The 13,946-nt window shown below is 67.0% G+C and carries 12 protein-coding genes; all 12 read right to left on the reverse strand.

The genetic code is table 11. The features are described 5' to 3' along the window. Positions 1-19: 19 nt before the first annotated feature. Positions 20-2,305, reverse strand: a complete 2,286-nt coding sequence (locus tag ACO2RV_RS08080; RefSeq protein ID WP_423291656.1) for a putative bifunctional diguanylate cyclase/phosphodiesterase — start codon at positions 2,303-2,305, stop codon at positions 20-22. 178 nt (positions 2,306-2,483) lie between these two features. Further along, positions 2,484-3,128: an urease accessory protein UreG gene (gene ureG / locus ACO2RV_RS08085; RefSeq protein ID WP_423291659.1), complete on the reverse strand. Its 645-nt coding sequence runs from the start codon at positions 3,126-3,128 to the stop codon at positions 2,484-2,486. A 15-nt stretch (positions 3,129-3,143) separates the two neighbouring features. Continuing rightward, the gene (locus ACO2RV_RS08090) at positions 3,144-3,851 is read right to left on the reverse strand and encodes an urease accessory protein UreF (protein WP_423291661.1); all 708 of its coding nucleotides are present in this window, start codon (positions 3,849-3,851) and stop codon (positions 3,144-3,146) included. A 9-nt stretch (positions 3,852-3,860) separates the two neighbouring features. After that, positions 3,861-4,577 (reverse strand): urease accessory protein UreE, encoded by a 717-nt coding sequence (locus tag ACO2RV_RS08095; RefSeq protein ID WP_423291663.1) that lies wholly within the window; start codon positions 4,575-4,577, stop codon positions 3,861-3,863. A gap of 124 nt (positions 4,578-4,701) precedes the next feature. Further along, positions 4,702-6,414, reverse strand: a complete 1,713-nt coding sequence (ureC, locus tag ACO2RV_RS08100; protein WP_423291665.1) for an urease subunit alpha — start codon at positions 6,412-6,414, stop codon at positions 4,702-4,704. Between the two features lie 65 nt (positions 6,415-6,479). Continuing rightward, positions 6,480-7,100, reverse strand: a complete 621-nt coding sequence (locus ACO2RV_RS08105) for an urease subunit gamma (RefSeq protein ID WP_423291667.1) — start codon at positions 7,098-7,100, stop codon at positions 6,480-6,482. Between the two features lie 58 nt (positions 7,101-7,158). Beyond that, the gene (locus ACO2RV_RS08110; protein WP_423291669.1) at positions 7,159-8,028 is read right to left on the reverse strand and encodes an urease accessory protein UreD; all 870 of its coding nucleotides are present in this window, start codon (positions 8,026-8,028) and stop codon (positions 7,159-7,161) included. Continuing rightward, positions 8,003-8,698: an urea ABC transporter ATP-binding subunit UrtE gene (gene urtE, locus ACO2RV_RS08115; protein WP_423292053.1), complete on the reverse strand. Its 696-nt coding sequence runs from the start codon at positions 8,696-8,698 to the stop codon at positions 8,003-8,005. The genes ACO2RV_RS08110 and urtE overlap by 26 nt, the downstream gene beginning before the upstream one ends. 4 nt (positions 8,699-8,702) lie before the next feature. Continuing rightward, positions 8,703-9,512 carry an urea ABC transporter ATP-binding protein UrtD gene (gene urtD, locus ACO2RV_RS08120; RefSeq protein ID WP_423291671.1) on the reverse strand — a complete coding sequence of 270 codons (810 nt, stop codon included), beginning with the start codon at positions 9,510-9,512 and terminating at the stop codon, positions 8,703-8,705. An 11-nt stretch (positions 9,513-9,523) separates the two neighbouring features. Then, entirely contained in the window at positions 9,524-10,690 is a 1,167-nt protein-coding gene (gene urtC / locus ACO2RV_RS08125; protein ID WP_423291673.1) for an urea ABC transporter permease subunit UrtC, read from the reverse strand. Then, a complete protein-coding gene (gene urtB, locus ACO2RV_RS08130) occupies positions 10,687-12,306 on the reverse strand; it encodes an urea ABC transporter permease subunit UrtB (RefSeq protein ID WP_423291675.1) in 1,620 nt (539 codons plus the stop codon). Before urtB ends, urtC begins: the two co-directional genes overlap by 4 nt. A 128-nt stretch (positions 12,307-12,434) precedes the next feature. Continuing rightward, positions 12,435-13,745, reverse strand: a complete 1,311-nt coding sequence (gene urtA / locus ACO2RV_RS08135; protein ID WP_423291677.1) for an urea ABC transporter substrate-binding protein — start codon at positions 13,743-13,745, stop codon at positions 12,435-12,437. Positions 13,746-13,946: the final 201 nt, after the last annotated feature.

Genomic DNA, 13,946 nt, shown 5'->3' on the forward strand with positions numbered 1-13,946 from the left:
AGATGCACGGCCGCCATGCTCAGCCGGCCACATCCAGCGGCTCAGAAGAGCGGTACGCCGCATCGTCCACGCTCCAGCCGCGCAGCAGGATGGGCACACGTGAGGCCGGCAGGGCCTTGGAATAGAGATAGCCCTGTGCGAAGTCGCAGCCATTGGAGCGCAGATAGGCCGCCTGCGAGCGGGTCTCCACGCCCTCGGCCACGGTCTTGATGCCGAGGCTCTGCCCCAGATTGATGACCGCCCGCACGATGGCGGCGTCGTCGACGTCGTGTTCGATGTCGTGCACGAACGAGCGGTCGATCTTGATGCGGTCGACCGGAAACTGCTTCAGATGCGTCAGCGACGCATAGCCGGTGCCGAAATCGTCGAGAGCGATGCCCACGCCCGCCTGGCTGAGCGACTGCAGGCTGTGGCGCACCGTCTCGGTGCCGCGACCGAGGAAAACCGTTTCGGTCACCTCGATCATCATCCGCTCCGGCGGCAGCCGCACCGCATCGAGAGCCGCCAATATGCGCTCCGGCAGTTCGCCGCGTGCGAATTCGGCCGAGCTGACATTGATCGCGACATGACAGAAGTCACAGCCCATCGCCGTCCAGGCCGCCATGTCGCGAGTCGTAAGCTCCAGCAATCGCTCGCCGAGCTCGACCGATAGATGCGGATCGTCGAAGACCTGGCCGAACTCGGACGGTCCCAGCAGCCCCTTGCGCGGGTGGCGCCAGCGCATGAGCGCCTCGAACCCCACGATCGCGCCCGACGTCAGCGATATCTTCGGCTGGTAGTACGGCATGAACTCGCCGTTCTTCAGTCCCAGCCGGACGCGCGCCTTGAGCTGGATGCGGTTCTCCGTCGCCTGCTGCATGCGCGGGTCGTACTCGACCGCGATGCCCCGGCCGGCGGACTTGGCGCGGTAGAGCGCGATATCCGCGTTCTTCAGCAGCGTGGACGGATCGGTTCCATGATCGGGCGCCACCGTCACGCCGACGCTCCCGCGGCAGGAGAGCGAGGACCGCCGGTAGACAAAGGGCAGGCTCAGCGCGGAGAGGATGCGCTGGGCGGCCACCATGCCGTCCGTCGGGCTCTCCAGGGCAGACAGCAGCACGATGAACTCATCCCCGCCGAGACGGGCGACCGTGTCGAGGTCGCTCACGCAGGCGCTGAGGCGCCGGGCCGCCTCGACCAGCAGCGCATCGCCGGCATCGTGGCCGAGCGTATCGTTCACATCCTTGAACTGGTCGAGATCGACCAGCAGAACGCCGACATGATTGCCGCTGCGGCGAGCCCGCCGCAGCGCCACCTCCAGCTTGTCCCGCATCAGACCACGGTTGGGCAGGTCGGTGAGCGCATCATGGTTGGCCATGTGCCACATGCGCTGCTCGGCTTCCTTCTGCTCCGTGATGTCCTGAAGGATGCCGAAAGCCCGCACGACCTTCTCGCCATCCATCTCGAGTTCGCAGGTCTTGCGCACCAGGCGGTGCTGGCCCTGCGCGTTGACGAATGGCAGTTCGACCTCGAAGGGCTCGCCGCTGCGCAGGGCCGCGTAGAATTTCCGCTGGAACTGATGCCGTGCCTCGGTCGGAAAATGCGACTGCGACTGTTCGACGGTGGCCGCCCGGCCGGGCGGAAATCCATAGATCCGATAGATGCCGTCCGACCAGTTCAGCCGCTGCGTTGCAATGTCGAACTCCCACCCGCCGACCCTGGCGAGGCGCTCGGTCTGGGCCAGCAGGGTCTGCCGGCGCCAGAGTTCGCGGCTCTGCATCTCCAGCAGGCTCTGGCTGGTGCGGCGATGATCGATCTCGCGCTTCGCCCGCCGCGTCGCCTGATGCAGCCGGAACTGGTCGACGATGATGTGGACGAAGTGGTCGATGGTCTCCATGTCGCCGGGCCTCGGCTCGCGCGGCTCGGGTCCGAAGATGCAGAGGGACCCGATGTTCAGCCCCTCCTGCAGCGCGATCGGTGCGCCGATGTAGAAGCGGATATGGGGGTCGCCGGTAACATAGATGTTCTCCGCGAACCGCGGATCGCGTGTCGCGTCGGGCACTACCAACGGCTGTGGCGCCATGATCGTCCAGGCACTGAACGAATGCTCGCGCGACGTGCCCTCGACTCCCTCCCAGCCGGACACCGCCTTGAACCACTGGCGATCACGATCGACCAGACCAACGCAGGCGAACGGCACATCAAGCACCCGGCGAGCGAGTTCGCAGATTCCATGGAGCGCGGCCGAGGCTCCGGTATTCAGAATCTCCAGCGAATGAAGCTCGGCAAGCCTCTCGGCCTCGTTTTCCGGAACCGGAAATGCCATCTCCCACCTTGATGTTGAACGGCGAAGGTCGGCCGATCGACGTGAACCCTGTGTGGAGAAAAAGCGTGTTCACGGGATCGGCACGGCAGATAACGAGGCGCCGCCTTTTACCTTTCCGGAGGTATTTCAGCATCAATGGCGAAGAACGACAATAGCTTGGAACGACAATAGCTTGGCGTCACTCGGCCGCGCCGGCCACCGCCGCCGGGGCGAGACCGCCGGCCTCCTCGATGAAACGAGCCACCGCCTCGACGCCGCGGCCGGCGCGGACATTGGCGAAGACGAAGGGACGGCGCCCGCGCATGCGGCGGGAATCGTGGTCCATCACCTCGAGCGAGGCGCCGACATAAGGCGCGAGGTCGATCTTGTTGATCACCAGGAGATCCGAGCGGGTGATGCCGGGGCCGCCCTTGCGCGGGATCTTCTCCCCCGCCGACACGTCGATGACGTAGATGGTGAGGTCGGCGAGCTCTGGCGAGAAAGTCGCGGCGAGGTTGTCGCCGCCGGATTCGATCAGGATCAGGTCCAGCCGGGGGAAGCGCGCACGCATCTCGGCGATGGCGGCGAGGTTGGCGGAGGCGTCCTCGCGGATGGCGGTGTGCGGGCAGCCGCCGGTCTCCACGCCCATGATGCGTTCCGCCGGCAGCGCCCCGGCGCGGGTGAGGATCTCCGCATCCTCCTTGGTGTAGATGTCGTTGGTGATGGCACACAGGTCGTAGCGCTCGCGGAAGACGCGGCACAGCGCCTCCATCAGCGCCGTCTTGCCCGAACCGACCGGGCCTCCGATGCCGACCCTGAGCGGCCCGCTGGTCTCGACTGCCATGGAACTCTCCTGTGTTCAGCTGCGGAATAGCCGTGTGTACTGAGTCTCGTGACGCATGGACGCGATGTCGGAACGCAGCGCCGCCCCGCCGATGCGCTCCAGCGGCATTTCCAGCGCCAGCGGCGCCACCTCGCGCACCGTCATCGTCGCCGCCGCCAGCGCCCTGTTGCCATCGGTCTGGCCGAGCGGCACCAGCCGCACCGCCGCCGAGATGAGATTGGCGGCGACGGCGTTGAGAAAGGCGCCGAGCGTCGCTTCCAGTGGCAGGCCGTGCGCGGCCGCCGTCATGCCGACCGCTACGGGGTAGGCGACGCGCCCCTCCCAGATCTGCGACAGGCGCTCGAAGATCGGGGCGGGCCACGCGGTCTTCGTCGCGGCAATGAAGGCGTCGCCCTGGTTCAGCGTCTCCATCTGCCGCTCGCGCGAGGGCGCAAAGGCGGCGGCCAGCTCCAGCACATCGACCAGCCGGGGCTCGTCTCTGGCCTCCACGGCACGGAACGCATGGGCCAACAGCACCGCATCGGCGAACGGGCCGCCATGCCGCAGCAGGTCGTCGACCCAGCCGGTGAGCGAGGCAAGATCGCGCACCTCCAGCGCTTCCACCGCCCATTCGAGACCATGCGAATAGGCGAAGGCGCCAACCGGATAGGCCGGCGACAACCAGACGAACAGCGGCAGCAGATCCGGCGCAGCGCCTTCCGGCACCGAGGAAGCTGCTCTCATTGCAGGGACTTAGTGTTCGTGGCGGTGGCCGTGATGACCGTGAGCATGGTCATGGTGATCGTGATCATGGCCGCAGCCGCACTCCGCCCCGTGCTTGTGCTCATGCGCCGGGGCGGGCTGAACGTTCAGCACGTCGCGCTCGCGGTGGCCATGCTCGTGATCATGATGCTCGTGGTGAGCGTGCTTGTGCTCGCCGTGATCATGGCCGCACCCGCATGCCTCGCCATGCTCATGATGACCATGCTCGTGGTCGTGGTGCTCGTGGTCGTGGTGTTCGTGGCCGTGCGCCTCGGCCGCCTCATAGGCGCCGCCCTCCGGCTCGAACGCCGCCTCGACGACCTCGACGCTGGCGCCGAGCCCGCGCGCCATCTCTTCCAGAACCGGATCGCGGGCGATGCGGATGCGGTCGGCCAGCAGTTCGGCCGGTACATGGCGGTTGCCGAGATGCCAGGCGAGGCGCGCCAGATGATGAGCGTCGTGCGCCACGATCTCGGCCACCGGCTCCTCCGCCGCGACCACCGCGACGGTGCGCCCGTCGTCGAGCGAAATCCCGTCATCCTGCTTCAGCCGCGTGGCCTCCGGCAGGTCGAGCAGAAACACCACGTCGGCCTCGCCGCGCATGGCGATGCGGCGCCGGTGCCGGCCGTCATGCGGCAGCACCACGCGGTCGGCCGCCGTGGCGACGTCCCAGGTTCCGGCAGGCAGAAGCGTACGGGCACGGATCATGATCGGCTCTCCTCGGGGGACTGTCTGCCGCAAAGGTGGGGAGCCTCTGCGGCGATACCATGCCCCGGTCATGCATTTCCGCCGGCGGCCGTCGCGATGACGGCAGTTGCGGGTCCAACGATCCTTAGAACAGGAAGTAGCGCTGCGCCATCGGCAGTTCGGTGGCCGGCGCGCAGGTCAGCAATTCGCCATCCGCACGCACCTCATAGGTCTCGGGATCGATCTCCAGATGCGGCGTCGCGTCGTTGTGGATCATCGAGGCCTTGCCGATGCCGCCGCGCACATTCTCCACCGCCACCAGCCGCTTTTCCAGCCCAAGGCGCGCGCCGACGCCGAGTTCGACCGCCGCCTTGGAGACGAAGGTGAGGCTGGTCGCGGTGCGCGCCTTGCCATAGGCACCCCACATCGGCCGGTAATGCACCGGCTGCGGGGTGGGGATCGAGGCGTTGGGGTCGCCCATCTGCGCCGCCACGATGGCGCCGCCCTTGATCACCATGTCCGGCTTGGTGCCGAAAAAGGCCGGCGTCCAGATGACGAGGTCCGCCAGCTTGCCCTTCTCGACCGAGCCGATATGGCGCGACACGCCATGGGCGATGGCGGGGTTGATGGTGTATTTGGCGATGTAGCGCTTGGCGCGAGCATTGTCGTTGCGCTCGGAATCGCCCGGCAGCAGGCCCCGCTGCTGCTTCATCTTGTGCGCGGTCTGCCAGGTGCGGGTGATCACTTCCCCCAGCCGGCCCATGGCCTGGCTGTCGGACGACATCATCGAGATGGCGCCGAGGTCGTGCAGGATGTCTTCCGCCGCGATGGTCTCCTTGCGGATGCGGCTCTCGGCGAAGGCGAGGTCCTCGGAGATCAGCGGGTCGAGATGGTGGCACACCATGAGCATATCGAGATGCTCGTCGAGCGTGTTCACCGTGAACGGGCGCGTCGGATTGGTGGAAGACGGCAGCACGTTGGGCAGGCCGGCGACCTTCATGATATCCGGCGCATGGCCGCCGCCCGCCCCTTCCGTGTGGAAGGCGTGGATGGTGCGGCCCTTGAAGGCGGCGATGGTGTCCTCGACGAAGCCGCTCTCGTTCAGCGTGTCGGAGTGGATCATCACCTGGATGTCGTAGTCGTCGGCAACCGACAGGCAGTTGTCGATGGCGGCCGGCGTGGTGCCCCAGTCCTCGTGCAGCTTCAGCGAACAGGCGCCCGCCTCGATCTGCTCGACCAGCGGACCGGGCAGCGAGGCGTTACCCTTGCCGGACAGCGCCAGATTGACCGGGAATGAGTCGAAGGCGCGCAGCATCATCTCGATGTGCCAGGCGCCGGGCGTGCAGGTGGTGGCGTTGGTGCCCGCCGCCGGTCCGGTGCCGCCGCCGAGCATGGTGGTCACGCCGCTCATCAGTGCATGTTCGATCTGCTGCGGGCAGATGAAGTGGATGTGGCTGTCGAAGCCGCCGGCGGTGACGATCTTGCCCTCGCCGGCGATGACCTCCGTTCCCGGCCCGACGATGATGTCCACGCCCGGCTGGATGTCCGGATTGCCGGCCTTGCCGATGGCGTGGATGCGCCCGTCGCGCAGGCCGATATCGGCCTTCACGATGCCCCAGTGGTCGAGGATCAGCGCGTTGGTGATGACGGTGTCGACCGCGCCGTCGCCGCGCGTGACCTGCGACTGACCCATGCCGTCGCGAATGGTCTTGCCGCCACCGAATTTCACCTCCTCGCCATAGACGGTGAGGTCTTTCTCGACCTCGATGATCAGCGAGGTGTCGGCGAGCCGGACGCGGTCGCCCGTGGTCGGGCCGAACATCTCGGCATAGCTGGCGCGGGAAATCTTGATCGACATCGGACAATCCGTTCAGGGCAATGGATGGGCGCAGGGCACGGGAAAGGCGGAACGAGGCGCGCGCCTCACAGCCTGCCCATCACCTCCTGGCGGAAACCGTAGACCTCGCGCTTGCCGGCGAGTGCGACGAGCGTCACCTCGCGACTCTGGCCGGGCTCGAAGCGCACGGCCGTGCCCGAGGGGATGGCGAGCCGCATGCCGCGCGCCTTTGCGCGGTCGAACGCCAGCGCCGGATTGGTCTCGAAGAAATGGTAGTGGCTGCCGACCTGGATCGGCCGGTCGCCGGTATTGGCGACGGTGAGCACGACGAATTCGCGGCCGGCGAGCAGGTCGATCTCGCCCTCCTCCACCAGCATTTCGCCCGGCGCGCCGCCGGCATGCGACTGCGGGATCGGCTCGTGCACGGTGACGAGCTTGGTGCCATCGGGAAAGGTCGCCTCGACCTGGATGTCGTGGATCATCTCGGCGACGCCCGGCATCACCTGGTCGCGCGTCAGCACCTGCGCGCCGAGCGTCATCAGTTCCGCCACCGACCGGCCGTCGCGCGCGCCCTCGACCACCACATCCGTGATCAGCGCGATCGCTTCGGGGTGGTTGAGCTTCACGCCGCGCTCCAGGCGGCGGCGCGCCACCTGCGCGGCCATGGCGACGAGGAGCTTGTCCTTCTCGCGCGGGCTGAGGTTCATCGGGCTGTCTCCGGATACGGGAAGGCGAAGGCTGACAATAGGGCGAGAGCTACTTGCATCAGGAATGCCAGATGCGGGGCACCTCGGCCACCCCGAGCGCGGCGATGGCACGGCGGATGGCGACCTCCAGCGGCGCGCCGTCGCGTGCGAGCAGCCGGACCGAGAGCATGCCGTCCCAGGCGCTGACGCCGGCGTCGAGATGATCGGCGAGTGCGTCCGGCAGGCCGAGCGCCGCGCGCACCGCCTCCAGCCGGCTCTCGGCGTCGGGCGCGACCAGCAGCAGCGTGGCGAAGGCCGCCCACCCGCCCGCGCTCGCGCGGCGGTCCAGAAGGCCGGAAATGTCGCCGTCGAGCTGCAATCCGTCGGCATAGACGAGACGCCCGCCACGCCGGATACGCCAGCTGTCGTGCAGCTGACCGTAGGAGAAACGCTCGCCGCGCGCCGTCCGCCCGAGGATGACCGGCTCGACCAGCAGCAGCCGCGCATCGGGCGCGACGTCGGCGGTGATGGAGCGCTCCACCCGCGCGCCATCGAACACGATGGTCGCCTGCGGCATCCAGCCAAGGCTCGCATTGGCCTCTGAGACGAGATCGACCGCGATGCGCGTGAGCGCGCCGTCGGAGCGATACACCTTCTCCGCCGCCTGGGTGGTGACCACGAGTTGGGCAGAGGATGCCGCGCGGATGATCGTCTGCGAGCTGTCGCCGCCCGTCAGGCCGCCGCCGGTATTGATGAGCACGGCTTCGAGCGCCGCCCCACGGCGCCCCGAACGCGGAAAGCGCACACGCGCGAAGCCCGCTTCCTCGACCTGTCCGCGTAACGTACGCCCGTCCTGCCCCAGTGCCTCCACCGTCAACCGCCCGTGCCCGCGCCGCTCGACCGGGATCGAAGCGGCGGCGGGTTCAAACGGCAATTCGGTTGCGAACATCGGGATCCTCGAGGGCGGCACCATCGCCCGACATCACCACCGCGCCACGCTCCATCACGATGAAGTGGTCGGCGAGTTCCTTGGCGAAGTCGAAATACTGCTCGACCAGCACGATGGCCATATCGCCCTTGCTGCGCAAGTAGCGGATGGCATTGCCGATATCCTTGATGATCGAGGGCTGGATGCCCTCGGTCGGCTCGTCCAGCACCAGCACCTTGGGCCGCATGGTCAGCGCCCGGCCGATGGCGAGCTGCTGCTGCTGGCCGCCGGAGAGATCGCCGCCGCGCCGGCGCATCATGCTGTCGAGCACCGGAAACAGCGAGAACACATCGTCCGGGATAAAGCGGTCGGCGCGCTTGAGCGGGGCGAAGCCGGTCTCCAGATTTTCCGCCACGGTGAGCAGCGGGAAGATCTCGCGCCCCTGCGGCACGAAGGCGATGCCGCGCCGCGCCCGCTCAGAGGGCGCCATGGTGGTGATGTCCTCGCCATTGAAGCGGATCGCGCCCTTGGCGACCGGCGCCTGGCCGACGATGGCGCGCATCAGGCTGGTCTTGCCCACGCCGTTGCGCCCGAGCACACAGGTGACCTTGCCGGGCTCGGCCTTCAGCGAGACCCCGCGCAGGGCCTGCGCCGCGCCGTAGAAGAGGTTGATGTCCTGAACGTCCAGCATGCCGTCAGCGCCCCAGATAGACTTCGATGACGCGCTCATTGGCGCTGACCTGGTCGAGCGTGCCCTCCGCCAGCACGGAGCCTTCATGCAGGCACATGACACGCACGCCGAGGTCGCGCACGAAGGTCATGTCGTGCTCGACCACGACGACCGAATGGCCGTTGGCGTTGATCGCGCGCAGCAATTCGGCGGTCTGCGCGGTCTCCGCGTCGGTCATGCCCGCCACCGGCTCGTCGACCAGCAAAAGCTTGGGGTCCTGCGCCAGCAGCATGCCGATCTCCAGCCACTGCTTCTGGCCGTGCGAGAGCGCACCTCCCAAGCGGTTGCGGTGCTCGGTCAGCTTGATGGTCTCGAAGATCTCGTCGATGCGCTCGCGCGCGGCGGCGGTTTCACGGCGGAAGATGTTCGGCAACGCGGAGCGCTGGCCTTTCAGCGCGAGGCGCAGATTGTCGAGCACCGTGTGGCTCTCGAACACCGTCGGCTTCTGGAACTTGCGGCCGATGCCGAGGGTGCAGATCTGCGTTTCGTCGAGCTTGGTCAGGTCGGTCGTGCCGCCGGCGAAGAAGACGTCGCCCTTGTCGGGGCGGGTCTTGCCGGTGATGACGTCCATCATGGTGGTCTTGCCGGCCCCGTTCGGGCCGATGATGGCGCGCATCTCGCCGGGATCGACGGTGAAGGACAGCGCGTTGAGCGCGCGGAAGCCGTCGAAGGTGACGGTGACGCCGTCGAGATAGAGCAGCGCCTCGGTCAGGTCCTTCTTGGCGATGGCATCGACCGGGGCGGTGTCGGGTTCAAGCGTGTGAGTGTCGCTCATCTCCAGCTCCCTCACTCGGCCGGCTTGGGTTCGGCGAGCGGCGCGTCCGCTGCGCCGATAGTGTCTTCCGGCGGCGGGCGACGCTTCTCCCGCCATTCATAGAAGGTGCCGATCACGCCCTTCGGCAGGAACAGCGTGACGGCGACGAACAGGCCGCCGAGCATGAACAGCCAGTAGGGCGCCAGCATGCCGGAGGTGAAGTAGGTCTTGGCGTAGTTCACCAGCACCGCCCCGAGCGCCGCCCCGACCAGCGTGCCGCGCCCGCCCACCGCCACCCAGACGATGATCTCGATCGAATTGGCCGGCGAGAATTCGGACGGATTGATGATGCCGACCTGGGGCACGTAGAGCGCGCCGGCGACACCCGCCAGCATGGCGGAAGCGACGAAGGCGACGAGCTTGTAGTTCTCCGCGCGATAGCCGGTGAAGCGCACGCGCGTCTCGGCGTCGCGGATGGCGACCAGCACCTTGCCGAAATGCGAGCGCACGAGGAACCGGCACAGCAGGTAGCCGAGCGCCAGGGCCAGCGCCGACAGGAAGAACAGCACGGCACGCGTGCCGTCGGACTGGATGTTGAAACCGAGAATGTCCTTGAAGTCGGTCAGGCCGTTATTGCCGCCGAAACCCATATCGTTGCGGAAGAACGCCAGCAGCAGGGCGAAGGTCATCGCCTGGGTGATGATCGACAGGTAGACGCCGGTGACGCGCGAGCGGAAGGCGAACCAGCCGAACACCAGGGCGAGGATGCCCGGCGCCAGCAGCACCATCAGGGCGGCGAAGGGGAACCAGTCGAAGCCGTACCAGAACCAGGGCAGTTCCTTCCAGTTCAGGAACACCATGAAGTCCGGCAGTACCGGGTCGCCATAAACGCCGCGCGTGCCGATCTGGCGCATCAGGTACATGCCCATCGCATAGCCGCCGAGTGCGAAGAACGCGCCCTGGCCGAGCGAGAGAATGCCGACATAGCCCCAGATCAGGTCGACCGAGAGCGCCAGCAACGCGTAGCAGAGATACTTGCCGAGCAGCGAGACGACATAAGTCGGGATGTAGAAGGCGGAACCGGGCGAGACGAGCAGGTTCAGCGCGGGGACCAGCACGGCGACAGCGGCGAGAATGCCGAGGAAGACGAGGCCGCTGGTCGTCAGCAGAGCCGGCGGGCGGGTGTCTGTCATGCTCATGCTTCGATCGACCTCCCCTTGAGGGCGAAGAGGCCACGCGGCCGTTTCTGGATGAACAGGATGACGATGACCAGCAGCGCGATCTTGCCGAGCACCGCGCCGGCATAGGGCTCCAGCAGCTTGTTGGCGACGCCGAGCGACATGGCGCCGACCAGCGTGCCCCACAGATTGCCGACGCCGCCGAACACCACCACCAGGAACGAGTCGATGATGTAGCTCTGGCCGAGATTGGGCGATACATTGTCGATCTGGCTGAGCGCCACGCCGGCGATGCCGGCGATGCCCGAGCCGAGGCCGAAGGTCATGGCATCCACCCAGTTGGTGCGGATGCCCATGGAGGCCGCCATGCGCCGGTTCTGCGTCACCGCGCGCATCTCCAGCCCGATGCGGGTCAGCCGCAGCGTCGCCAGCAGCGCGATGAAGACGAGGATGGCGAAGACGATGATCCACAGGCGGCCGGAGGTGATGGCCAGCTGGCCGATGTCGAACGAGCCGGACATCCAGCTCGGCGCGCCGACCTCGCGGTTGGTGGGGCCGAAGATGGTGCGGATCGCCTGCTGGAGGATGAGCGAGATGCCCCAGGTGGCCAGCAGCGTTTCCAGCGCACGGCCGTAGAGGAAACGAATGACGGTGCGCTCGATGATGACGCCGATCAGCCCGGTGAACAGGAAGGCCAGCGGGATGGCGATGAGCAGCGACAGGTCGAACAGAGCGGGATTGTAGGCGCGGATCAGCTCCTGCACCACGAAGGTGGTGTAGGCGCCGAGCATCACCATCTCGCCATGCGCCATGTTGATGACGCCCATCACGCCGAAGGTGATGGCGAGGCCGATGGCGGCGAGCAGCAGCACCGAGCCGAGCGAGAGGCCGTACCAGACATTCTGCGCCACGGCCCACATGGCGAGATTGCGCTCGATCCCGGAAATGGCAGCGGCGGCGGCGTCCTTCACCGCCGGGGAGGCGTCGGCGGGCACGCTGCGCAGGATCGCCAGCGCGTCCTGATTACCCTCGGCGCCGACGACGCCGATGGCGGCGATGCGCTCGGCATCCGAGACGCCGGGCTGGCCCATGACGATGGAGGCGCGCGCCAGCGTCAGCGCGGTCTTCACCTTCGCGTCGGTTTCCTTGCCAAGCGCCAGATCGAGCGCCGGCAGCGCCGCCACGTCGCGGGAACGGGCGACGGCGGTGGCGGCCTCCAGCCGCCGGGCGGGATCGGGACTGACGAGGGACAGCGTGCCGTTGGCCGCCTCGATGGCGCGCCGCACGCGGTTGTTCACCCGCACCGGCTTCACCGACGGAGCGTCAGCGACCGGCTGCATTGTCAGCGGATCGAGCAGCGCTCCACCCTCGCCTTCGATGAAGACGCGTGGCGGCGCACCGCCGAAGACAAGCTTGCCGTCCGCCAGAGCCGAGACGATGCCGGCGGCGGCAGGGCTGCCGCTCACCGCCAGCGCCGCGAGCGCGGCTTCGGTGTCGTCATATTTGTTGGTGGCGAGCTGTGCCAGCGGGGCGCCGATATCCTGCGCCTGCACGCGGCCGGAGACGAGCGCGACGGCGCCGAGCACCGTCAGAAGAAGCGCGCAGCCGAGGCTGCGAAGGCGGGCTGAAAAACTCATGTCATCCGTCGGTGTGGCGGTGCGGATGGCCGGAAGATCCCCGGCGGCGAAGGGAAGGCGGAACCCGCCTTCCCTCGTATCGAGGCGGACGCCGGCTGCCAGCGGGCGGCCGGCTCAGCTGCGCGGCATCAGTTGCCGGCGCCGCCGCACTTGCCGGTCTTGACGTTGAAGTTGCCGCAGTTCATCGGCGAGCGCCAATCGGCGATCAGGTCCTTCGACCCTTCGAGATAGGGCGACCATTCCTCGGCGACGATCAGGCCCGGAGTCTGCTCGACGATGTCGAACTGACCGTCATCCTTGATCTCGCCGATGAGCACCGGCTTGGTGATGTGGTGGTTCGGCATCATGGTGGAGAAGCCGCCCGACAGGTTCGGCACCGAGACGCCGATCAGCGCCGGGATGACCGCATCCGGAGCGGTGGTGCCGGCCTTTTCGACCGCCTTCACCCACATGTTGAAGCCGATGACGGTGGCCTCCATCGGATCGTTGGTCACGCGCTTGTCGTTCTTGATGTAGCCGCGCCACTTCTTGATGAACTCGGCGTTCTCCGGCGTGTCGACCGACTGGAAGTAGTTCCAGGCGGCGAGGTGGCCGAGGAGCGGCTTGGTGTCGATGCCGGCGAGTTCTTCTTCACCGACCGAGAAGGCCACGACCGGGATATCGGTCGCCTTGATGCCCTGGTTGCCGAGCTCCTTGTAGAAGGGGACGTTAGCGTCACCGTTGATGGTCGACACGACGGCGGTCTTCTTGCCGGCAGAGCCGAACTTCTTGATATCGGCGACGATGGTCTGCCAGTCGGAATGACCGAACGGCGTGTAATTGATCATGATGTCCTCGGCGGGAACGCCCTTGGACTTCAGATAGGCTTCCAGGATCTTGTTGGTGGTGCGCGGGTAGACATAGTCGGTGCCGGCGAGCACCCAGCGCTTCACGCCCTCATTCTCCATGAGGTAGTCGACCGCCGGGATCGCCTGCTGGTTCGGGGCGGCGCCGGTGTAGAACACGTTGCGCTCGCTTTCCTCACCCTCGTACTGGACCGGGTAGAAAAGGATGCTGTTCAGCTCCTTGAAGACCGGCAGCACCGACTTGCGGGACACCGAGGTCCAGCAGCCGAACACGACCGCGACCTTCTCCTTCGAGATCAGCTCGCGCGCCTTCTCGGCGAACAGCGGCCAGTTGGACGCCGGATCGACGACCACCGCCTCGAGCTTCTTGCCGAGAACGCCACCCTTGGCGTTCTGCTCCTGCACCATGAACAGAACGGTGTCCTTCAGCGTCGTCTCGCTGATCGCCATCGTGCCCGACAGAGAGTGGAGCACGCCGACCTTGATGGTTTCCTGGGCGTGAGCAGGCACGACAGCGCCGGCCAGCGCGAGCGCCGCCGCCCCGACGGCGGCACGACCGGCCACACGCCGCGCCTGAGTGAACAGGTTGAGCATCGTTGTTCCCTTCTGGAGTACACACGCAGGACCCCCGTCCGCGTGCCGCAGGAACAGGTTGCAATGCGCGTGCCAGAAGATGGGAACGCCGCCGCTGGCGGACATCTTCGGAAAGAAACGAGTTTCGAACTATCGACTGCCTACAATATAGGCACGATTGTCATATTGTGCGCGATCCGCGTACGACCAAAGCAGTATTTG

The organism is Ancylobacter sp. VNQ12 (assembly GCF_049445835.1).
In the GTDB taxonomy this organism is placed as follows: Bacteria; Pseudomonadota; Alphaproteobacteria; order Rhizobiales; family Xanthobacteraceae; genus Ancylobacter.